The sequence below is a fragment of the Sphingomonas sp. BL-S-30 genome (assembly GCF_055521475.1).
Window position 1 is genome coordinate 334,799 of record NZ_CM145481.1, and the last position, 21,217, is coordinate 356,015.

At 67.0% G+C, this 21,217-nt stretch carries 17 protein-coding genes; 12 read left to right on the forward strand and 5 right to left on the reverse strand.

The window, feature by feature from the left end:
• Positions 1-95: 95 nt before the first annotated feature.
• The 3 genes from ACZ1I5_RS01310 to ACZ1I5_RS01320 all read right to left on the reverse strand — a co-directional run bounded on the left by ACZ1I5_RS01310 (position 96) and on the right by ACZ1I5_RS01320 (position 6,591).
• Positions 96-1,061: an amidohydrolase family protein gene (locus tag ACZ1I5_RS01310; protein ID WP_465171946.1), complete on the reverse strand. Its 966-nt coding sequence runs from the start codon at positions 1,059-1,061 to the stop codon at positions 96-98.
• Positions 1,058-3,709: an outer membrane protein assembly factor BamB family protein gene (locus ACZ1I5_RS01315; protein ID WP_465171947.1), complete on the reverse strand. Its 2,652-nt coding sequence runs from the start codon at positions 3,707-3,709 to the stop codon at positions 1,058-1,060. The genes ACZ1I5_RS01310 and ACZ1I5_RS01315 overlap by 4 nt, the downstream gene beginning before the upstream one ends.
• A gap of 131 nt (positions 3,710-3,840) precedes the next feature.
• On the reverse strand, positions 3,841-6,591 hold the full coding sequence (locus ACZ1I5_RS01320) for a TonB-dependent receptor domain-containing protein (protein ID WP_465171948.1): 2,751 nt from the start codon (positions 6,589-6,591) through the stop codon (positions 3,841-3,843).
• A 307-nt stretch (positions 6,592-6,898) separates the two neighbouring features.
• Here ACZ1I5_RS01320 and ACZ1I5_RS01325 point away from each other — a divergent pair, with 307 nt between their 5' ends.
• Complete coding sequence (locus ACZ1I5_RS01325) at positions 6,899-8,146, forward strand: mandelate racemase/muconate lactonizing enzyme family protein (protein WP_465171949.1); 1,248 nt, start codon at positions 6,899-6,901, stop codon at positions 8,144-8,146.
• Between the two features lie 128 nt (positions 8,147-8,274).
• Here the strand turns inward: ACZ1I5_RS01325 and ACZ1I5_RS01330 are convergent, their stop codons facing one another.
• Complete coding sequence (locus tag ACZ1I5_RS01330) at positions 8,275-9,354, reverse strand: ComEC/Rec2 family competence protein (RefSeq protein WP_465171950.1); 1,080 nt, start codon at positions 9,352-9,354, stop codon at positions 8,275-8,277.
• Positions 9,355-9,702: 348 nt separating this feature from the next.
• Between ACZ1I5_RS01330 and ACZ1I5_RS01335 the strand changes: the two genes are divergently transcribed.
• From ACZ1I5_RS01335 to ACZ1I5_RS01385, 11 genes are all read left to right on the forward strand, one after another.
• Entirely contained in the window at positions 9,703-10,764 is a 1,062-nt protein-coding gene (locus tag ACZ1I5_RS01335; RefSeq protein WP_465171951.1) for a YncE family protein, read from the forward strand.
• Between the two features lie 108 nt (positions 10,765-10,872).
• The gene (locus ACZ1I5_RS01340) at positions 10,873-11,550 is read left to right on the forward strand and encodes a response regulator transcription factor (RefSeq protein WP_465173871.1); all 678 of its coding nucleotides are present in this window, start codon (positions 10,873-10,875) and stop codon (positions 11,548-11,550) included.
• Positions 11,543-12,889 carry a HAMP domain-containing sensor histidine kinase gene (locus ACZ1I5_RS01345; protein ID WP_465171952.1) on the forward strand — a complete coding sequence of 449 codons (1,347 nt, stop codon included), beginning with the start codon at positions 11,543-11,545 and terminating at the stop codon, positions 12,887-12,889. Before ACZ1I5_RS01340 ends, ACZ1I5_RS01345 begins: the two co-directional genes overlap by 8 nt.
• Positions 12,886-14,232 carry a TolC family protein gene (locus ACZ1I5_RS01350; protein ID WP_465171953.1) on the forward strand — a complete coding sequence of 449 codons (1,347 nt, stop codon included), beginning with the start codon at positions 12,886-12,888 and terminating at the stop codon, positions 14,230-14,232. The genes ACZ1I5_RS01345 and ACZ1I5_RS01350 overlap by 4 nt, the downstream gene beginning before the upstream one ends.
• A complete protein-coding gene (locus tag ACZ1I5_RS01355) occupies positions 14,229-15,266 on the forward strand; it encodes an efflux RND transporter periplasmic adaptor subunit (protein ID WP_465171954.1) in 1,038 nt (345 codons plus the stop codon). The genes ACZ1I5_RS01350 and ACZ1I5_RS01355 overlap by 4 nt, the downstream gene beginning before the upstream one ends.
• Entirely contained in the window at positions 15,263-18,340 is a 3,078-nt protein-coding gene (locus ACZ1I5_RS01360; RefSeq protein WP_465171955.1) for an efflux RND transporter permease subunit, read from the forward strand. The genes ACZ1I5_RS01355 and ACZ1I5_RS01360 overlap by 4 nt, the downstream gene beginning before the upstream one ends.
• 83 nt (positions 18,341-18,423) lie before the next feature.
• On the forward strand, positions 18,424-18,810 hold the full coding sequence (locus ACZ1I5_RS01365) for a GFA family protein (protein ID WP_465171956.1): 387 nt from the start codon (positions 18,424-18,426) through the stop codon (positions 18,808-18,810).
• 37 nt (positions 18,811-18,847) lie between these two features.
• Positions 18,848-19,195, forward strand: coding sequence for a hypothetical protein (locus ACZ1I5_RS01370; protein ID WP_465171957.1), 348 nt, complete (start codon positions 18,848-18,850; stop codon positions 19,193-19,195).
• 84 nt (positions 19,196-19,279) lie between these two features.
• Positions 19,280-19,480 carry a hypothetical protein gene (locus ACZ1I5_RS01375; RefSeq protein WP_465171958.1) on the forward strand — a complete coding sequence of 67 codons (201 nt, stop codon included), beginning with the start codon at positions 19,280-19,282 and terminating at the stop codon, positions 19,478-19,480.
• A 7-nt stretch (positions 19,481-19,487) separates the two neighbouring features.
• A complete protein-coding gene (locus ACZ1I5_RS01380; protein ID WP_465171959.1) occupies positions 19,488-20,129 on the forward strand; it encodes a hypothetical protein in 642 nt (213 codons plus the stop codon).
• Positions 20,130-20,192: 63 nt separating this feature from the next.
• Positions 20,193-20,645, forward strand: coding sequence for a hypothetical protein (locus ACZ1I5_RS01385; RefSeq protein WP_465171960.1), 453 nt, complete (start codon positions 20,193-20,195; stop codon positions 20,643-20,645).
• 61 nt (positions 20,646-20,706) lie between these two features.
• On the opposite strand, the gene ACZ1I5_RS01390 is transcribed toward ACZ1I5_RS01385, so the two are convergent.
• Positions 20,707-21,186, reverse strand: a complete 480-nt coding sequence (locus tag ACZ1I5_RS01390) for an Lrp/AsnC ligand binding domain-containing protein (protein WP_465171961.1) — start codon at positions 21,184-21,186, stop codon at positions 20,707-20,709.
• Positions 21,187-21,217: the final 31 nt, after the last annotated feature.

The following is a 21,217-nucleotide window of genomic DNA, read 5'->3' on the forward strand; positions in this document are numbered from 1 at the left end:
TTCCCTTTAGTAGGCAGGCAACGCCGCCCACACCCGCCATGCCGTCATCCGCGTCCCGCCTCGGCCAAATCCCCGCACCAGTACCCGCTGTCTGGTCACCCAACCAACACCCGCTGCGCCGCCGTCCGCGCCACCCAGCGATAAGCCGCAATCGAGTTCCGCCAGAAGAACTTCTCCCGCTCCACCAGCGCCTTCCCCGCAAAATACTCCTGCAAAATCGCCACCGCGACATCCACTGGCCCGTCCCCCTCCACATTCGGCCAGTCGCTCGCGAACAGCACCCGGTCCGCCCCGAACGTCCCGAACAGCGTGTCGAGCCGCGCCTTGTGGTCGGCCAGGCGTGGGCTGACATTGCCTTCGTGCAGGCTCGAGGAGAGCTTCACGAAAATATTCGGCCGCCCGGCGATCTCGCGCAGCACGGCGTCATAGGCGGCCTGCTCCTCGGGCTTCGGGTCGAGCTTGCAGAGATGGTCGATCACGATGCGCAGATCGGGCAGCCGGTCGCTAATCCGCACCACCGCCTGGAGCAGGTCGACGCGCGGATTGGCGGTGTCGAGCGCGAGGCCGGCATCCGACACCAGCTTCAGCCCCGCGATGAACTCCGGCCGCTGCGATTGGGCGACGATGTCGTAGCGCCACAGATTGCCGTAGCGCAGGCCGCGCAGCAGCGGGTTCTTGGCGTGGCGCGCGAAGATCTCCGGGAAGTCGGGGGATTCGATCCGGAAATTGCCGATCACGCCGACCATGATCGGGTCGCTCTCGGCGGTCTGCAGCGCCCAGAGATTGTCCTCGATCCAGGGGCTCGCATCGACATGGATCGCGGCGACCACCGGGTGGCGGTGCAGCGCCTTGCGATAGGTCGCCGGGAAGGATCCGGTCTTCGACACCGGGCTGGTCTTCGGCCCGCGATAGGGCGCGCCCTGGGGGCGGTTGGGGTCGAACAGGTGGATATGCGTGTCCACCATCGGCATTGCCTTGGGTGCGGCGGCCTCCAGGCTGGAGGCGGCAGCGGCGGCGAGGGCGCCCCCGATCAGGGTGCGGCGGCTAAGGTCCTGGCTCATTGCACGCGCTCGGCCTCTGGCAGGGTCAGCGAGATGATGTTCGACCCCGCCGCCACTGCGACATATTGCCGCCCCTCCACCATGTAGGTCATCGGCGAGGCACGCCATGCGTCGTTGGTCGGGAAATACCACAAAGTCTTGCCGGTCTTCGCGTCGACCGCCGCAAAGCCGCCCGCGGTCTCGCCGTGAAACACCAGCCCGCCCGCAGTGGACAGCACGCCCGAATAATTGGCCTCATGCGATCCGGTCAGCGGCTTTTCCCAGACGATCTTCCCCGTCTGCGGGTCGATCGCGCGCAGGAAGCGCTGGCCGGGGCTCTTCACATCGACATTGGCGCCATAGATCCGCCCCTTGGTGCGGAACACGCCGCAATCCTCCGCCGCCATCAGGTAGAACAGCCTGGTCTGCGGGCTGTAGGCGGTGGAGAACCAGTTGGTCGCACCGCGCACCGCCGGGCAGGCGAACACCCCCTCGGCGGTCGGCTCGCGGCCCGGGATCAGGATCGGGCGGCCCTTCGCGTCGATCCCGCTCGCCCAGTTCATCTTCTCGACGAAGGGCCTGGCGAACAGGAACTGGCCAGTGACGCGATCGAGCACATAGAAGAAGCCGTTGCGATTGGCCTGCATCACCAGCTTGCGCGGCTTGCCCTGATAGACTTCGTCGACCAGCAGCAGCGGCGCGGTCGCATCCCAGTCATGCACGTCATGCGGGGTGAACTGGTAATGCCAGCGCAGCTTGCCCGTCTTGGCGTCGAGCGCGATCATCGAATTGGCGTAGAGATTGTCGCCGAGCCGGCCCGATCCGTCCGTCGAGGGATAGGGATTGCCGACGCCCCAGAATACCGTGTCGGTTTCCTTGTCATAGGACCCCGTCATCCAGGTCGCGGCGCCGCCGGTCGCCATGTCCGGGCCCTGCCAGGTCTTGGCCGCGGCATCGCCCGGCGCGGGCACGGTCCAGAAGCGCCAGGCGAGCTCGCCGGTGGTGACCTTGAACGCCGCGAGGAAGCCGCGCGTCGGGGAATCGCCGCCCGACACGCCGGAGATCACCAGGTCGCCGATCACCAGCGGCGCGGGCGTCGCATAATAACGCCCACCGAATTTGGGGTCGGTCAGCGGCACGGTCCACATCACCCCGCCGGTCAGCCGGTTGACCGCGATGAGATAGCCGTCGTCCGAAGTGAAGATCACCCGGTTGCCGACCACCGCGACGCCGCGATTGGGGCCGTTGCCGCTCGCCACGCCGGCCGAAGGACGCGCGGCATTGGCCGGGCCGACCGCGGCGGAGGGCTCGTTGGTGCCGGACCGCTGCTGCTCGGCGATGCCGCCGGCGGGCAAGGGCTGGCGAGCGTTGCGCGCGGCGCACCAGAAGCTGCGGCCGGTCTTCGCGTCGAGCGCGCAGACCAGCTTGGCGCCGGTGACGTACATCACGCCGTCCATCACGACGGGGGTGGTCTCCAGCCCGACGCCGCCCGGCGAGAAGCTCCAGGCGAGTTTGAGCTGGGCGACATTGGCCGTGTCGATCTGGTCGATCGGGCTGTGGCGGTTGCTGGTCGGTGTGCCGTTATAGGACGGCCATTCGCCCCGCGCCGGTTGCAGCACCGCGGCGATTTCTGCGGGGGAGGGGGCTGGCATGGTCGGCCGCGCGATCGGGCCGAGCCGCTGGCCCTTCAGGGTCGAGAGATAGGCGAGCAACGCCGTGCGCTGCGCGGCACTTCCCTTGAACGCCGGCATGAAGGAGTTCGGCTCGCGGGCATAGGAGGCATATTGCGCATCGCTCAGCGCGAGCATCCGCCCGTCGAGCGTCTGGAGCTGGAGGCTGTGCTCGGCCTCGTTGCGGGCGAAGCCGCGCAGGGTCGATCCATCCTTCATCGTCACGTTGACGACGGACCATTGGAAATCGGGGCAAAAGGCCCAGCCGGGGCAGGAGGCCGTGGTGCGCGCGCCCATCATCGCGCTGGGATCGTCGAGCATCCGGCCCATGTCGGCGACGGTCGATCGATCAGCGACCATGCTGAGATCGGGACCGGTGCTGCCGCCGCTGCCGCGTACCATATGGCAGCTCGCGCAATCGCCCTCGCCGTGGAACAGGGCCTCGCCTGCTGCGATCTGCTCAGCGGTCGCGTCGGATTTGGCGACCTGGTTCTTGGACCGGATCAGCGCGACGAAGCGGCCGAGCTCGGCATCGTCGAAGCCAAAGGGCGGCATGCCGCCCGGGGTGCCGTTGCGGATGATCGCGCCGATCTCGGCATCGCTCAGCGCGCGCAGCTTGGCGCTGTTGGCGAGCGCGGGCGCGCGGTCGCCGCTGATGCCGCCGGCGCCGTGGCAGCCGGCACAGGTCTGTTCGAATTTCGCGGCGGTCGCGGTCAGGTCCGCAGGTGGCGCGGCCTGGGCCGAGGCGCTCTCGGGCTGAGCCGTCCCCCCACCACCGTTCGGGCTGAGCTTGTCGAAGCCCTGCTCTTCTCTTCCGCAGAAGAAAGAACAGCCCTTCGACAAGCTCAGGGCGAACGGGGAGGGGTTGGTCGAGCCAGCCGGAGCGGGTGACGCGGTCGGCGCCGCGATGCGCGCCCCGATCGACGCGGAGGCAACCAGCAGGGCGGCGGCAAACACTGCCGAGGGCCCGAAGAAACGCCGCAACGCCGTAGGACCCATGTCACTCTCCGCCCTTCACCATGCCGGTGCCGGCATGGCGCAACAAGGATAAAAGGCCGGCGGGAGGATCGCAGGGTGCGATCGTCCCGCCGGCCGAGGGGCCGCTCCCCGGGAAGAGGGAGCGGGCGGGATCAGAACTTCTTGCGCACGCCGAAGGTGAACACCCGGCCGAGCACATTGCCGTTGCCATAACCGTTGCCGGCGCGGGCGAAGGGCGGATCGGCGTCGAACAGATTGTCGATGTCGAGCACCAGCTCGGTCCCCTCCAGCACGCTCACCGCCGGCAGCTTGTAGCCGAAGTGCAGGTCGAGCGTGGTGTAGGCGTCGATCGTCTCGGTCGCCTGCACGTTGGTCGGCAGGAAATACTGGTTCTTGTACTTGTCGCTATAGTTGAGCATCGCGACGGCGGTGACCGGGCCTGTCACCGCGCCGAGCTGGCCGCGGACGCGGAACTTGGCCTGGCCGAACGGGAACTGGTCGATCGGCACGGCGCCCTCGATCGCCTTCTGGTCGTAGCTAAGGACATAATTGCCCGAGACCGAGGCGCTCAGCTGAACGTCCGACATGGACCAGCGATAGCTCATGTCGAAATCGATGCCGTCGGTATCGATCTCGGCCAGGTTGGCGCGCCGCAGGATGGTGATGCTGTAGATCGGCGGCAGGTCGTTCGGGCCGGTCACCGTGGTCGGGAAGTTCTGCAGCGGCAGATCCTTGACGATCGACCAGACCTGCGCCGAAGGGATCGGCTGCGGACGGCAATTGACCGTGTCGGGCGCGGCCGGGTTGTAGGTGCCGGTGGTGCAGACATTGTTCGACACGAAGAACTGGTTGAACGCCGGATCCCGGTAGAAGAAGGACGAGGACGGGAAGGCGACGCGGCCCTTGAACTTCACATTATAATAGGTGCCGCTCGCCTTGAAGCCGGGCAGGAAGGTCGGCTGGAAATCAACGCCGAGCGACCAGGTGGTCGCCTTTTCGGCGTCGAGATTGGGGTTGCCGCCGGCGATGAAAATGCCGCCCGGGACGTCGGCCGACTGGAAGCCGGGAGGGGCGAGGCCGTTGCTGAGATAGCCCGCCCGCGTGTCCGGACCATAGAGATCGGGCAGCGCCGGGGCGTGGAACGAGGTGCCGAAGCTGCCGCGCAGGGTGAAGCCCTTGAGCGGTTCCCAGTTCACGCCGACCTTCGGATTGGTGGTGCTGCCGAAGTCGCTATAGCTGTCGTGACGCGCCGACAGCGAGAGATCGAGCCGCTGGAAGCCGCCCATCGCATTGTCGCCGCTGAAGATCGGCACGAACAATTCGCCGAAGCCCGACCAGACCTTGCGCAGGCCGGTCTGCGCGCCGACGCCCTCGAGCGCGTTGATGCGGCCGTTGGTGAACAGGCCGTCGAACCATTCCTGGCGGTGCACGCCGCCGACCGCGATCTTCACGTCGCCGCCGGGCAGGTGGAACAGCGGGCCGTCGACCTTGGTGTTGACCTCCCAGATATATTGCTTGGAGCGGTAGCTCTGCTCCCAGTCGGCCAGGGTGATCTTGGTCTGCTGGCTGGTGCGGCCGCCGAACGGGTCGATCGCTGTATTCGGATCGCTCGACTGGATCAGCGCACCGGCCGCGACCGGGCTGAAGCTGCCTTCGCGCAGATCAGTCGAGGACCGCGAACCGGTGACATAGGTGGTCCATTTGAACCGGCCGAAATCCACGCCCGCGCCGACGGTGCCGCCATAGACGCTCAGATCCTGGGTATCGCGCTCGCGCACGCCGTCCAGCGCGTTGACGTTATAGGTCACGCTGATCGACGGCACGTTCGCCGCGACGAAGGTCGGGAAATAGGGGTTGTTCCGCGTCATCACATTGGTGGTGTAGAGCGACTCGCGATAGGCGTCGGTCTGGGTGCGCGAATAGAAGGCGTCGAAGAACAGCTCGATATTGTCGGCCGCCTGGTGATGGCCCGCCGCGAGGAAGCTCAGCCGCTCCTGGCTCGGATAGAGATCGAGATCGCGGATATTGTCGCAGCGCGGGCTGACCGCGCCGGTCGCCGGCTGGATGAAGTTGCCGGTCGGGCCGCCGGTCGCCGTGGTGTTGACGCGGTAGGTCGGCGAGAGGCAGGCATTGCCCGTCGCGCGGTTGTCGCGGCCGCCGGTCGACGTGAAATCCTGCGTCAGATAATCGCGGTCGACCGCGCGCAGCCGGCTGGTCTTGGAATATTCGCCCGCGATCATCACGCCGCCGCCATCCCATTTGGTGCCGGCGACCGCATTGGCGTTCATCGTGTTGTAGCTGTCGCCATAGCCGACGCGGAACGTGCCTTCGAGCCCGTCATAATCCTTGCGGGTGATGACGTTGACCACGCCGGCGATGCCGTCCGAGCCATAGACCGAGGAAGCGCCGTCAGCGACGACCTCGACGCGCTGGATCGCCGAGGGCGGGATGATCGAGGGATCGGGGATGTTCTGCAGATGGCCGACGCCGACCAGGCGGTGGCCGTTGATCAGCACCAGGGTCTGCGCCTGGCCGATGCCGCGGATGTTCGGCGCGGTCGAGATGATGCCGTTCGAGCGCTGGTCGGGGCGCGGCGCGGTGTTGAAGGTGCTGAGCTGCGGAATGGTCGCGAGCAGCTCCTGCGTGGTCGAGGCGCCGGTGTTGACGACTTCCTCGGCGCCGACCTGGATCAGGTTGGACCCCGTCGGCGGCACGCCGCGGATGCTGGAGCCGGTGACGACGATGTCCTCGGGCAGGCTGTCATCCTGCGCGCCCGCCTCGGGCGACGTATCGGCGGGTGCCGCTATGGTCTGGGCGAAAGCAGGCGTCGCGAGCGCCAGCAGGGCGGCGCCTGACAGCAGCGAGACGGCGAAACGCGTCGTGGCAGTGGAACTTCTAGACATAAATCCTCCCCAAATGTCGGCCGCGTCTTGCGGTCTATTCCGGTCCCCCATGACCGCCTCAGAGGGGCGCTCACCCGTGGCGAACCCGCTTTTTTCCTGGACGGCCTGTTTGTTCTTGGCCTCTCACGAATGGGAAACATGGCCTCCCGGTGTCAAACGAGCCCCGGTGATGGCTCTCAGGAAATGAGACGGGAGGCGGCAGGTCTCACCTGTTGAGCATCGCGCGGCGGCAAGCACCGCTCCCATTTGTGCCCGCGCGCCCTTGGGGGCATCACCTTGCCGATAACAAGCGGTTCCGGAGGATGGTGTGGACAGGCGGCAATTCATCATGGCGGCGGCCGGGGCGATCGGCGCGGCGGCCTTTCCCATTCCCGCGCTCGCGGCGCTGCCCAGGGCGAAGATCACCCGCATCCGCTATTTCCGCACGCCGACCGACGCGGCGGGGCGGCCGAACGTCCATCAGCCGACCTTCAACCAGAGTACCCACATCGTGCAGATCGAGACCGATGCCGGCATCACCGGCATCGGCGAGGGCGGCGCGCCGGACGTGATGGAGCAGCTCGCCGGGCAGCTGATCGGCGAGGATCCGTTCCGCACCGAACGGCTGTGGCAGACCATGCACCGTGCCTATTTCTACCCCGCCGGGCGCGAAAAGACTCATGCGCTGGGCGCGCTCGACATGGCCTTGTGGGACATCAAGGCCAAGGCGCTGGGCGTGCCGCTCTACCAGCTGCTCGGCGGCCGATCGCGCGACCATATCGAATGCTATGCGACCGGTTTCACCATTCCCGGCCAGCCCAATGCGACCAACAGGGAACGCGCACGCGCCTGCATGGAGGCGGGTTTCCATACCTATCGCATCCACGATCCGGCGCAGGGCCCGGTGTTCGACCGGTTCGAGCAGGTCCCGCGCATGGCCGGGCTGTGCCGCGAGGCGCGAGAAGGCTGCGGCCGCGACGGCGGCTGGGCGATCGATTTCCACGGCGAGTTCGACCAGAACGACGCGATCGCGCTGGCCAACATGATCGAGCCGCTACGCCCCTATTTCGTCGAGGACCTGGTCCGCAGCGACAATCTCGACACCTACAAGCTCATCCGCCAGAAGGTGAACGTGCCGGTCGCGGTGGGCGAAGTGCTCGGCAACAAATGGGACTGGGCGCATCTGATCGAGGGCGACCTGATCGATTATGGCCGGGTGACCATCCCCAATGTCGGCGGCGTGACCGAATATATGAAGATCGCCGCGATGTGCGAGACGCACCATATCGGCATGATCCCGCATTTCACCGGCCCGATCGCCACCGCGACCCTGGTCCATTGCAACGCGGCCCTGTCGGTGCCCGCGCTGATGGAGATGAGCGCGGCCGGGCGGCGCGGCTGGCCCTATCTCAAAAGCCATTACGACTTCGACAAGGGGCGCATGCTGATCAACGACCGGCCCGGCCATGGCTGCGAGGCGGATTTCACCAAGCTGGAGATGATGGCCGAATATAAGGAACGCTACACGCCGATCCCGGTCCGCGAGCGGACGGACGGGTCGTATACCAACTGGTAACGCCGCGCATTCAACCCATTCCCGTCACCCCGGACTTGTTCCGGGGTCCATCGGGCCGGCAACGCAACAACTGCGGTGTTCGTGGGACGATGGATGCCGGAACAAGTCCGGCATGACGGATAAAAGGTCTACCGCCCCGGTCCATACGTAACGCCGAACCCGGACCCCTGGTTCGTCACCCGGATCGTCCCGTTCGCCGAAATGCGCGCCTCCAGGCCATAGGCTCCATCCGGCCGCCCCGCAGGATTGGCGATCCGTGCCGCCGGAACGTCCAGCTCGGGCGAGCGCGTCGCGCTATGCAGCTGCCACACCGCCGGCCGCGAGGGCGCGGCGGCGAGCGTCTCCAGCACCTGGCGGTCGCCGCCCTTGGTCTCGCCATTGCCGAGCAGCGCCACGCGCGGGCGCACCGCCTCGTAGAGTTGCGGGCTGTTGCTGAGCGACGATCCGTGGTGCGACACCAGCATCAGGTCGATGCGGCCAAGCCTGTTGACGGGGCAGACGAGCTGTTTCTCGATCTTCCAGGTCGAGTCGGACAGGTTGAGGATGCGCGCCTTGCCGAAGCTCGCCACCACGCCGATCGAGGCGTCGTTCTCGTTGGTGGCCGGGCCGCCGCGATCGGGCATCGTCGCGCAGCCCGGCACGGACTGGCCGCCACCCGGGAGCGCCCCGGCCATCACCCGTCCCGCGGCGTTGACGATGTCGATCCGCAGGCTGCCGAGCTGGAAATGATCGCCGGGTTTCGCCAGCACACGCCTTCGCCCGGCGACCACCGGGAGATATGCCTTGAACAGGTCGTCCGGCGTGACGCGCGGATTGCTGCCGGGGCGTTTCGGCTCCACGCTGGCGCCATAATCGATGATCGTGCCGACCGGCATGCTGCGCAGCAATTCGGCAACGCCGCCGACATGGTCGGCATGGAAATGGCTGACGATCAGCATGTCGATCCTGCGCACGCCCAGCGCCCGCGCCGCCTTCACCACGCGCGACGCGCTGGTCGGCGATGCGGGGGCTTCGTCGGGCATGCCGGCGGTCCAGCCGACGTCGATCAGCAGCGATCTGCCCTCGGGCGTGACATAGAGCGCGCCGCCGCCGCCCTCCATGTCGATCAGCACCATGCGCAAGGGTGATCCGGATTGGCGCGCGGCGGGGCTCGCGCTGCCGCAGAGCGCCGCAATCGCCATGATGGCTCCGGTCTTCAGCCCTTGCACGTCATCCTCCCTTTGTCGCGGCGGATGATAGCGCGTCGTTTCCGGATCCCAATTCGCCTCGCTCAACAAGCGAGAGGTGGCGCGACCATCACCGTGTCCGGAAGGCATTCAATCTCTGGCGGCGCTGGGCCGTGCCCCCTTCAGATGACAGTCAGATTACAGAAAAAACATTACATATATGTAACTTGATATTCCCCGGGATGCGCCGAAAAGGCAGCAGTATTTCGTGGAATACGAGATGATGGAGGTAGCACGCGGGTGAAATGGTCGATGTCGCTTGCTTCTATTGTTTCGGGACGCAGTAATCATTCGTTGGGTAAAGTATCTATACTGGAATCTGGAGGCTTGATGCGTAGTTTATTTGCTTGTTCGCTCGCTGCGATCACCCTTGCCGGCTGCCACCCACCGGTCGGCAACGACTCCGCGCCCGCGGGCAATGCGGCGACACAGGCTGCCCCCACCGCGTTCAAGATCGACAAGGTCCCGCTGCCCGGGGACGGTCGCGGCGATTACCTGCTGGTCGATAGCGACGCGAACCGCCTCTATGTTACGCATTCGGCCGCGGTGCATGTGCTCGATCTCGCCACGCTGAAGCCGCTATTCGCGGTGAGCGGGCTGAAGACGGCGCACGGCGTCGCGCTCGATCCGGCACGTGGCCATGGCTTCGTTACCGATGGCGGACAGAATGCGGTGATCATGTTCGATCTGGCGACGGGCAAGACGATCAAGGCCATCCCCGCCGGCCAGAAGCCGGATTCGATCGTGCACGATACGGCATCGGGCATGATCTTCGCCTTCAACGGCGATTCGGCTGACGTCAGCGTGATCGACCCCGCCAAGGCAGTCGTCATCAAGACGATCAAGCTGCCCAACGGACCCGAATTCTCCCAGGCCGACGGCCAGGGAAAGGTCTGGGTCAATCTCGAGAAGGGCAATGCCATCGCGGAGATCGATACGAGAACCCTGACACTGACGCGGACGATCAAGCTTGACGGGTGCGAGGGCCCCGGTCCGCTGGCGTTCGACCCGACCGATCGGCTGTTGTTCAGCGGCTGCGCCGGCAATTCGCTGCTTGCGGTGGTCGATGCCGACAGCGGCAAGATCGTCGCGACGGCGAAGGTCGGCGAAGACCCGGACGGCATTGCCTATGACGACGCGAAGGACCGGATCTTCGTCGCCAACCGCAAGGGCGGCTGGACCATCCTCGACCAGATCGACAAGACGCATTACGCGCGCGACCAGACCCTCCCGATCGACGACTATGCCAAGACGGTGGCGGTCGACCCCAGGACTCACCGCGCCTTCAGCTCGACCGCCGATCTGGTCTGGCCGGCGGCCGTCGCCGGCGGCAAGTCTTCGCCCACCGCGGCGCCCGGCACGTTCCGGCTGATGGTGATCGCGGAAAAATAGGTTTTTCCTCCGCCGCGCCCGAACATTGGCTCATTGTATAGTTTGGGAAAAGGGCGACCAATCCCGCACGGTGCAAAAGGGCGATGGCCGAAGCAGGAGGAGCCAGTGCTGAAGATCCTGGTCGCGGAAGATGACGACGATACGCGCGCCTATATCAAGCGTGGCCTGCGCGAGCTTGGCCATGTCGTGACCGTGGCGGCCGATGGCCGTGACGCGATGTTCCTGGCGACCGGGGAACCGTTCGACGCGATCATCCTCGATCGCATGCTGCCGGTGATCGACGGCATGACGATCCTGCGGTCGATGCGCTCCGCCGGCATCTCCACGCCCGTGCTGTTGCTGACGGCGCTGGCCCGGGTCGAGGATCGGGTCGAAGGGCTCGAGGCCGGTGCCGACGATTATCTGGTCAAGCCCTTCGCCTTTACCGAGCTGACCGCGCGCCTGAACGCGCTGGCGCGCCGGCCCGCGGCGGTGGCGGCGGAGACGGTGCTGCGCGCGGGCGATGTCGAGATGGACCTGCTGAAGCGCGAGGTACGCCGTGGCGGCCAGCGCATCGATGTCCAGGCGCGCGAATTCGCGTTGCTCGAGGAACTGATCCGCAATGCCGGCCGGGTGGTGACGCGCACCATGCTGCTCGAACGAGTCTGGAGCTTTCACTTCGATCCCAAGACCAACATCGTCGAAACCCATATCAGCCGGCTCCGCTCGAAACTGAATGCCGGGTCGGACCGCGACCGGATCCTTACGGTGCGCGGCGCCGGCTATCTGTTCGACGCCGATGCTTAGGCTGCCCTCCTCGACCGCTTTCCGGTTCGCGGCCTTTTACAGCCTCGCCTTCACCATCCTGATCCTGGCGCTGGGCACGGCGATGTACTGGGCGATCCGGCAGGAGCTGCGCTACGAGCTCGAGCAGCGCGTGGTTACGGAACGCATCGCGGTGCTGCGCGAGGCCGCCACGCCCGGAGCCGGCGGGTTGATCGATGTCATCGCCGATCGCACCGCGCGGGAACGGGGCGACATGCGCTACGCCCTGCTCGACCGGGCCGGCCGGCTGCTGGCCGGGTGGAGAGTCACCGCGATCCCCGCCCCGGGCTGGTCCAACATGACGTTCTTCTGGCACGGCGAGCTCGACGATACCCGCGCTTATACCTCGCGCACCGCCGATGGCGGCACGCTGATCGTCGGCGCCGATCCCGAGGCGATCGAGGAGCTGGACGGCCGGATCATCCCGCTGTTCGCGGTCGCCTTCGGCCTGATCACGGCGATCGGCGTGCTCGGCGCTTTCCTGCTGAGCGGCGCGCTCGGCCGCCGGCTCGGTGCGATCAACCGGACGGCCGATGCGATCATCGGTGGTGATCTTTCGCAGCGCATGCGGCTGTCGGGCACCGGCGACGAGTTCGACCGCCTCTCCGAGACGCTCAACCAGATGCTCGACCGGATCGCCGGGCTGCTCGACAATCTGCGCCAGGTCTCGGGCGATATCGCGCACGACCTGCGGACCCCGCTCGCGCGACTGCGCCAGAAGCTCGACATCGCGCTGACCGGCAATGCCGATGCACCTGCGCTGCGCACCGCGATGCGGCAGGCGATCGAGCAGAGCGAGGACATGCTCGACCTGTTCGCCGCGATCCTCAGCATTTCGGAGGTCGAGGCGGGCGGCGCGGTCGTGCGCATGGCGCCGCTGGACCTGAGCGGGCTGATGATCGATCTCGCCGATTCCTATCAGTTTTCGGCCGAGGATGCCGGGCGGCCCTTTTCGCGCGATATCGCGCCCGACATCACCCTCGAGGCCAATCGCGAACTGATCGCGCAGCTGGTCGTGAACCTGCTCGACAATGCCCTGCGCCACACGCCGCCCGGCACCGCGATCGGCATCGCGCTGTCCGCCGACCAGGACAGCGTGCGTCTGGCGGTCAGCGATCATGGGCCCGGTATTCCCGAAACGGAACGCGAGCGCGTATTCGCCCGGTTCGCGCGGCTGGAGAGCAGCCGCACCACGCCCGGCCACGGCCTGGGCCTCAGCCTGGTGGCGGCCATTGCCAGGGCGCACGGCGGCACCGTGCGTCTCGAGGACAATCATCCCGGAGTGACATTCATGGTGACCCTGCCGCGGAGGCTGCGATGAAGCGTGCCTCGCTTGGTCTGTTGTTGGCGGGTAGCCTGCTCTCGGGCTGCCAGACCTATCGGGCCGCGCCGCTGTCTGCGCCGTCCGACGTACTTGCGCCGCCCGACCCCGCGATCCTCTCGGCCGATGCCGCGACAATCGACCGGCCGTTCCTGACGCCGCAACCGATCGACCTGTCGCAACCCCTGACGCCCAACGCGCTGGCAGTGATCGCAGTGCTGGAGAATCCCGATCTCAAGGCGCAGCGGGCCAAATCTGGCGTGACCGATGCCCAGGCCTTTGCCGCCCGGCTGCTGCCCGATCCGAGCTTCCAGGCGAATTTCGACAAGATCCTGTCGGGGCCGGACGTGTTCAACGCGTTCGGCGGGCAGCTCGCGCTCGACATTGGCCAGCTCCGCACGGCGCGGGTCACGCGCGAAGCGGGTGAGGCGAGCAAGCGCCAGGTGCGGCTCGATCTCGCCTGGGCCGAATGGCAGACGGCGGGGCAGGCGCGATTGCAGGGCGTGCGCGTGCTTGCGCTGACCGACCAGCTCGCCATCGCCCGGACCAGCGCCGCCGCGGCGGAGAAGCTGTTCCAGGCGACTCAGCGCGCCACCGGCCGCGGCGATATCGCCGCGAGCGACCTGGACAGCCGCCGCCAGGCATTGCTCGATATGACCGACAAGCTGCGCGTCGCCGAGCGCGATCTCGCCGCGGCGAAGGGCGATCTCAACAGGATGCTCGGCCTGCCACCCGAGACCGAGCTGCGCCTCGCCGCCCCCGCCGATCCAGTCGCGCCGCCCGACAGCGCCACGCTCGTCGCCCAGGCGATCGGGCGCCGGCTCGATCTCCAGGCCCTGCGCGCCGGCTATGGTGTGGCCGAGGCCGATCTGCACAAGGCCGTACTCGACCAGTTCCCCAACCTCTCGCTCACCGTGGCGGGCGCGCGCGACACGGCCGACAATTATACCGTCGGCCCGGCGGTGGGCTTCACCCTGCCGTTGTGGAACCGCAATCGCGGCGGCATCGCCATCGCCAAGGCGACTCGCGAGCAGCTCCACGCCGAATATGATGCGCGGCTGTTCCAGACTCGCGCCGAGATCGACGCGGCGATCAGCGCGCTCGTCACCGTGCGCCGGCAAAAGGCCGAACTGATCGCGCAGATGCCCGCGCTGGAACGCTTCGCCGCCAGCACCGAGCGTGCCGCGAAACGCGGTGACCTTGCCCCCGCCACCGCCGATACCGCCGCGCAGGCCCTGCGCGACCGTCGCCTCACCCTCCGCCAGCTCGACCAGCAGATCGCCGAGCAGACCATCGCGCTCGAATTGCTCTCGGGCGGCCCCGCCGAAGGATGGACCAAATGAAGTTCTACGCACCGCTCATTCCCCTGATCCTGCTCGCCGGGTGCGGCGGGGGCGCCGCGCCCGAAGCGGCCGCGCCCGACGCCGTCGCCCAGGTCCGCACCGGCATTGCCGAGTCCGGCGCGTCGAGCGACACCGTCGGCGTCTATGGCGCGACCGAGGCCGGCCCCGGCGGCGAACAGTCGGTCGTGGTACCGGCCGAGGCGATCATCGCCTCGATCGTCGCGCCGACCGGCACGGCGGTAGGCGCCGGGCAGACCATCGCGCTGCTGCGGCCGAGCCCGACCACCCGGCTCGACATCGCCAAGGCAAGCAGCGACGCGGCGGCGGCCGGGGCTGCCTATGCCCGTGCACGGCGGCTGCGCGCCGACGGCCTGGTCAGCGACGCCGATGTCGAGACCGCCCGCGCGGCAGCCGCGACCGCCAATGCGACGCGCGCCAATCTGGGCATCAAGGGCGGCGCACTGGCGCTGCGCGCGCCGATCGCCGGCACCGTGCGCAACCTGACCGCCAGGCCGGGCGACCAGCTCGCGGCAGGCGCGACGCTCGCAACCGTCGCCGCGCAGGGTGATCTGCGCGCGCGTTTCGGCATGGATCCGGTGCTTGCCCAGCGCGTCCATCCCGGGCAGCCGATCAGCATCGATACGATCAACGGCAGCGCACCCGCCAGGGTGGCCGTGGTCGGCGTCGATCCGCAAATCGATCCGACCACCCGACTCGCCTCGGTCTATGTCCGCATTCCCGCCGCGCTGCATCTCGGCGCGGGCGAGCCGCTCCGCGCGACGCTTCAGGTCGGTGCAAGCAGCACCGGCATCACCATCCCCTATGCGGCGCTGCTCGATGACGGCGGCCGCAGCTATGTGTTCGTCGTGAAGAACGGCGTGGCGAAGAGCCGCGACGTTTCGCCCGGCAATTCGGCGGGCGATCGCATCCAGATCCTGAAGGGCCTTCAGCCCGGCGAGAAGGTCGTGACCGAGGGCGGCACCGCGCTCGAGGACGGCATGAAAGTCACCGAACAGGGCGGAGCGGCAAAGTGAGAGAGGTCCTGAACCGCCATCGCCGGTCGATCTGGCTCTGCGTCTTCCTGGTCACGCTTGCCGGCCTGGTCGCGGCGACGCGGCTGCCCGTCACCCTGTTCCCGCATATCGATTATCCGCGCGTCGTCGTCTCGATCGATGCCGGCGAGCGCGACGCGGCGCAGATGGCGGCCGACATCACCCGTCCTGCCGAGATCGCGCTGCGCGCGATCCCCGGCGTCACCCAGATCCGATCGACCACCAGCCGCGGCTCGGCCGAGGTCGCGATCAGCTTCGGCTGGGGCGACGACATGGTCGCGGCGACGCTCGCCACGCAGGGTGCGCTCGCGACGATCGCGCCCGATCTGCCGGCGGGCACGCGCTTCAGCGTGCGCCGATCGGACCCCACGATCTTTCCCGTGCTCGGCATCTCGCTGACGTCGAGCAAGCGCGACGGCGTGTCGCTCGAGCAGCTCGCCCAGCTGAAGCTTCGGCCCATCCTCTCGACCGTGCCCGGCGTGGCGGGCGTGGACGTGCTGGGCGGCTCGACCCCCGAGGTCGAGGTCGAGGTCGATCCGGCGCGGCTCCAGACGCTCGGCCTGACCATAACCGACGTCACCACCGCGCTTGGCAGCGCGAACAGCGTGGCCGCGGTCGGCAAGATCGAGGATCGCCACCGGCTCTACCTCGCTCTGGTCGAGGACCGGCTGGTCAACGAAGCCGATATCGCCGCGATCCCGGTCAAGGCCGGCACGACCCCCGGCGCGGGCGTCGCCACGCTCGGTCAGATCGCGACGATCCGCCGCGCGCCCGCGCCCGCCTGGACCAAGGTCACCTCGAACGGCACTGACGCCGTGCTGGTCAATATCCGCCAGACGCCCACCGCCGACGCGGTGAAGCTGGTGCAACAGGTCGATGAACGGCTGAAGGGCGCGTCGCTGCCCGCCGATGTGAAGGTCAGCGTCTTCTACGACCAGTCGGAGCTGGTGACGGGCGCGGCCAATGCCGTGCGCGACGCCATCCTGCTCGGCGCGGTCCTGGCCGGCGTGGTGCTGTTCCTGTTCCTGCGCAGTTGGCGCCTGATGGTCATCACCGCCGCGTTGCTGCCGGCGGTGCTCGCGGCGACCTGCCTTGCGCTCTACGCGCTGCACATGAGCTTCAACATGATGACGCTCGGCGGCATGGCCGCGGCGGTCGGCCTGGTGGTCGACGACGCAGTGGTGATGCTCGAGCATCTCATGCGGCGCCTGCAGGAGGCGGAGAACAGGGACGAGCGCCCGTCGATGCTGGCGGCGGCGCGTGAAATGGCCAAGCCGCTGTTCGGCTCGACCGCGGCGACGATCGTCGTGTTCCTGCCGCTCGCCTTCATCTCGGGCGTCACCGGCGGCTTCTTCAAGGCGCTGGCGGTGACGATGACCGCGGCGCTGGTCGTGTCGCTGCTCTATGCCCGGTTCGTGCTGCCGATCATCGCCGATCGCTGGCTCACCGAAAAGGATGCCGAGGCGGCCGAGAAGGCGGATCGCTTCACCGGCGCGCTCGGCAGCCGGTACGAGAAGGTCGCGACCCGCGCCTTTGCCCGCCCCGGCCTGTTCACCGGGATCGGCGTCGCCGCGCTGATCGTGATCGGCGCCTTCGCCTGGACTCACCTGCAATCGGGCTTCATGCCAGTGATGGATGAAGGCGGCTTCGTGCTCGACTACAAGGCGAAGTCGGGCGCGGCGCTGTCCGACACCGACCGGCTGCTCCGCCAGCTCGAAAAGATCATCCGCGAGACACCCGAGGTTACCGGCTATTCCAGGCGGACCGGCGTACAGCTCGGCGGCGGCCTGACCGAGGCCGATGAGGGCGATTTCTTCATCCGCCTGAAATCCGGATCGCGCCGGCCGATCGACGAAGTGATGACCGAGATCCGCGACAAGGCGCAGGCAAGCGTGCCGGGGCTCCAGATCGAGACGGTGCAGTTGATGGAGGATCTGATCGGCGATCTCACCGCCGTGCCCCAGCCGATCGAGGTCAAGCTGTTCGGCGACGACCAGACTCAGCTCGCGGACGCAGCGGGCAAGGTCGCCGAGACGATCGGCAAGATCAGCGGCGTGGTCGAGGTGCAGGACGGCCTGCGCGTCGCCGGCGACGCGATCATCATCAAGGTCGACCGGGCCGCGGCGGCGCTGGCGGGGCTGGATCCCGATGCGGTGGCGAAGCAGATCGAGACTCAGATCGGCGGCACCGTCGCCACTCAGATCCTGTCGGGCGAGCAGGTCATCGACGTGCGTGTCCGCCTGCCGCAGGAACTGCGCCAGCGCGCCGATGCGCTGAATGCGCTGACGGTACGCGCCGCCGACGGCCGGGCGGTGGCGCTGCGGGCCATCGCGCAGGTCAGCATCGCCGCCGGCCAGCGCCAGATCACCCGCGAGGATCTCGCCCCCTTCATTCCCGTCACCGCGCGGCTCGAAGGCAAGGATCTCGGATCGGGGATCAAGGAAGTGCAGGCGGCGGTCGCCGCGCTTCACCTGCCCTCGACCATCCGGGTCGATTATGGCGGCCTCTACGCCCAGCAGAAACAGTCGTTCAGCGATCTGACCACGGTGTTCGTCGCCGACCTGCTGCTCTCCGCGCTGCTGCTGACCCTGCTCTACGAGCAATGGGCCTTTACCGGGGCGGTGATCGGGACGGTGCTGTTGTCGACCACGGCGGTGTTTTTCGGCCTGTGGCTGACCGGGACCGAGCTCGACATCTCCGCGCTGATGGGACTGACCATGGTGATCGGCATGATCACCGAGCTGGCGATCTTCTACCTGGCCGAGCTGGTGCCCGATGCGCCGGTCGACGCGGCAAGCCTGCTCGAAGCGGGCAAGGCGCGGCTTCGCCCAATCGTGATGTCGGCGCTGATCGCAATCCTGACGCTGCTCCCGCTGGCGCTCGGCATCGGCCGGGGATCGGGCCTGCAGAAACCGCTGGCGACCGCGATCATCTTCGGTCTCGCCATCGGCGCGCCTTTGGTCCTGACGATCCTGCCGACCCTGGTGCTGGTGCTGACGAAGCGTCGGCGGCGGAAGGAGGCGCCCGATGACGGCCCGGTCCTGGCGCCTGCCTGAAGGCGGCCGATGGATCGTGACATCTGCGCTCCGACCCTGCACATCGCGCAGTGCAGGTCACCTGACGCTGGAGGAGATGCCGCATGGACCGATATACTGGCGGATGCCTGTGTGGCGATGTTCGGATCGAGGCGTCGGGGCGACCCTATCGGGTCGGGCTTTGTCATTGTCTCGACTGCCGCAAACATCACGGCGCCCTGTTCCACGCATCCGCGATATTTCCCGAGGACGCGGTGACGATCGAAGGCGAGACGCGCGACTATGGCGGGCGATGCTTCTGCCCCCGCTGCGGCTCTCCCGTCTTCGCGCGGAGCGAGGACGAGATCGGGGTGAATCTGGGCGCGCTGGACGCGCCCGACCAGCTGATGCCGAGCTATGAACTCTGGACTGTCCGCCGCGAGGCTTGGCTGCCGGCCTTTCCGCTAAGGGGATATGAGCGTGATCGAGGCGTGGGGCGGTTCGAGGCATAGGTTGCGGGCCGCCGGCTTGAGGTTATGAATCGGTGGCATGAGACCCATGCTGGGCTTGCTGGCACTGATCCTCGCCCTGGGGCTTGCCCCTGCCGCGAGCGCGCGGCGCGACGGCGGCAAGACGGGTGACCTTGTCCTGTTCGGCAAGCTGGAAAACCTGGACTATCAGGCGCTCGACGAGTTCGGCCTCAATGGCCGGATGACAGCCCGTCTTCGCGTAACGCGCGTGGTTCGCGGACACGTCTCGTCGCCGGCTCTGATGATCCGCTATATCGCGCACACCAATTTGCCGGAAGACAGCGAACTGCGCTTCCATCTTCGCCGCGATGATGACGGTACCTACATGGTGTGCGGCGACGGCGGGCGCGGTTATATTTGCCGCTGATGGCGGCCAGGCGCTGCGACGCCTTGCCAGCCGCCTTTCGTCCCGGCAGCATCCGGCCATTGCGGGCGTTTTGGGGAGTGGGCAATGTCGAACGAAGTCGGTCCCGTCCTGAACCGGAATGCGGTGGTGGAGTTGCGGGTGCAGATCTCGCCCGTCGGCCTGCTGTCGATCGCCGCCATCGTCCTGGCTGGCGCGGTGGTCACCGGGGTCGCGATCCGGGAAGCGCGGCGGCCGGTGCTGCCGCGCCTGAAGCGGGGCGGGGACGAAGGCGGGCTTCAGCGCTGAGTGTAAGATGGTCGACGCGTCACCAGCCCCCACCGACGTGAGCATCGTCAACGCGCTTGAGGCCGTCTACCACGCTTTCGAGGTTCCGGTGCCGTCAACGATCGAAGGGTGCCCCTGCTGCATCGCTACACGCGGCGTCGATATTTTGCTGACGACGCCGTTGCGTGACCTTACCGGCCAGGCGCTTTGGCGGTACGTCTCAGGCGTGTTCTACACGGTAGGTAGCGTGCAGGATTTCCGGTATTTCCTGCCGCGTATTCTGGACATATCGGTCAACGATCCGGGAAACGCCAACGGCCCCGAGATCGTGCTGGGAAAGCTGGGACTGGCAAACTGGCAGACATGGTCCTCCCGCGAGCGGCGGGCGATCGAAGGGCTCGTTGACGCATGGTTCGAACGGGCGCTGTCGCAGGATCTGGCGGGCGGTGACGACTATTGGATCGGTGGTGAGGTTGAAAGCGTGCTCTGCGGAGCTGCACGAGCAGGCTTTTCCCTCGATCGATGGCTCGTCCGTTTGCAAGAGCCCTTCGCGGCGCCAGTCCTGGCAGATTTGAGGGAGCGGGTTCCAGGCCAGCTATCGGGGTTCTGGAAGGATGCGCCCGCCGGTTTGAGGGAATTGTCGACGTTTCTTTCGCGGGGGAGGGCCTAGATTCGCTGCTGGCCCATTTTGCGGGCATTGCGGCGTCTTTCCATCACTGGCACTCGTGGCGCCATGCTTCACCTTCCAACCGAGCACGCGCTATGGGTCGTCGAATATGGCGAGACCGACGAAAATGAGCTGACGATCATCCTCATCGAGGCCAAAGTCTCCTCCGAGCTCGTGCACACTGAAGTTGGTCCAGCGCATCCGATCTACCCGGACGACAGCAGTGCGGTATTCACGGTGACGTGGAGCGATTATGTTGCATTCGCGGTGAGAAACGAGAGCTTCGCCCTCCCGGAAGAGGGGGCGCCCATCGGATATGGCCTCGGGATAAAGGCTCACTCGCATTTTCGAGCCTATGTTGCCGCTTCAACATTTGCCGATGATGAATATCCCGGCCCTCTGACCCATTGGTTCTTGAATGCCGAGAGGCATTGCTTCGATATCATTTCTACCAACGCGCCAGGGATTGGCGAGTTGGGTCCGGAAGAAGCTGCGATCATGCGGGCACGATATCGGTAGGTCCGTTAGCTGGCACCAACAGGCATTCGTGATCTGATGCAGCCCGAACCGAATAGCCCCCTCAGATCGGCAGCCGTGTCGTCGCCTTCACTTCTTCCAGCACTGCATAGGTTCGCGTCTCGCGCACGCCCGGGATGCTGGTCAGGATCTCCCCCAGGAAGCGGCGATAGGCCGCCATGTCCGCCACCCGCACCTTGAGCAGATAGTCGAACCCGCCCGCGACCATATGGCATTCGAGCACTTCGGGGATGTCGCCGACCTGCGCCGCAAAGGCCGTGAACACGTCGTCGGTGGTACGGTCGAGCACCACCTCGACGAAGATCAGCAGCGCCTGGCCCAGCTTCGCGGGGTCGAGCAACGCGGTGTAGCCCGCGATCACGCCGCTCGCCCGCAAGCGCTTCACCCGGTCGAAACAGGCCGCCGGGGACAGGCCCGCCCGGCTCGCCAGCTCCTGGTTGGTGATGCGGCCGTCCTCCTGCAGGATGCGCAGGATTCGCAGGTCGACGGCATCGGCCGAAGATTCCACGACACGGACGCTCATGTGTAAGATTTCTTCGGCATCGATGCCGATA

Bases quoted from the DNA above. Each gene is read 5' to 3' on its own strand.
- ACZ1I5_RS01310 (WP_465171946.1), bottom strand. From the start codon at position 1,061: ATGAGCCAGGACCTTAGCCGCCGCACCCTGATCGGGGGCGCCCTCGCC.
- ACZ1I5_RS01315 (WP_465171947.1), bottom strand. From the start codon at position 3,709: ATGGGTCCTACGGCGTTGCGGCGTTTCTTCGGGCCCTCGGCAGTGTTT.
- ACZ1I5_RS01320 (WP_465171948.1), bottom strand. From the start codon at position 6,591: ATGTCTAGAAGTTCCACTGCCACGACGCGTTTCGCCGTCTCGCTGCTG.
- ACZ1I5_RS01335 (WP_465171951.1), top strand. From the start codon at position 9,703: ATGCGTAGTTTATTTGCTTGTTCGCTCGCTGCGATCACCCTTGCCGGC.
- ACZ1I5_RS01345 (WP_465171952.1), top strand. From the start codon at position 11,543: ATGCTTAGGCTGCCCTCCTCGACCGCTTTCCGGTTCGCGGCCTTTTAC.
- ACZ1I5_RS01350 (WP_465171953.1), top strand. From the start codon at position 12,886: ATGAAGCGTGCCTCGCTTGGTCTGTTGTTGGCGGGTAGCCTGCTCTCG.
- ACZ1I5_RS01355 (WP_465171954.1), top strand. From the start codon at position 14,229: ATGAAGTTCTACGCACCGCTCATTCCCCTGATCCTGCTCGCCGGGTGC.
- ACZ1I5_RS01365 (WP_465171956.1), top strand. From the start codon at position 18,424: ATGGACCGATATACTGGCGGATGCCTGTGTGGCGATGTTCGGATCGAG.
- ACZ1I5_RS01370 (WP_465171957.1), top strand. From the start codon at position 18,848: ATGAGACCCATGCTGGGCTTGCTGGCACTGATCCTCGCCCTGGGGCTT.
- ACZ1I5_RS01375 (WP_465171958.1), top strand. From the start codon at position 19,280: ATGTCGAACGAAGTCGGTCCCGTCCTGAACCGGAATGCGGTGGTGGAG.
- ACZ1I5_RS01380 (WP_465171959.1), top strand. From the start codon at position 19,488: ATGGTCGACGCGTCACCAGCCCCCACCGACGTGAGCATCGTCAACGCG.
- ACZ1I5_RS01385 (WP_465171960.1), top strand. From the start codon at position 20,193: ATGCTTCACCTTCCAACCGAGCACGCGCTATGGGTCGTCGAATATGGC.
- ACZ1I5_RS01390 (WP_465171961.1), bottom strand. From the start codon at position 21,186: ATGAGCGTCCGTGTCGTGGAATCTTCGGCCGATGCCGTCGACCTGCGA.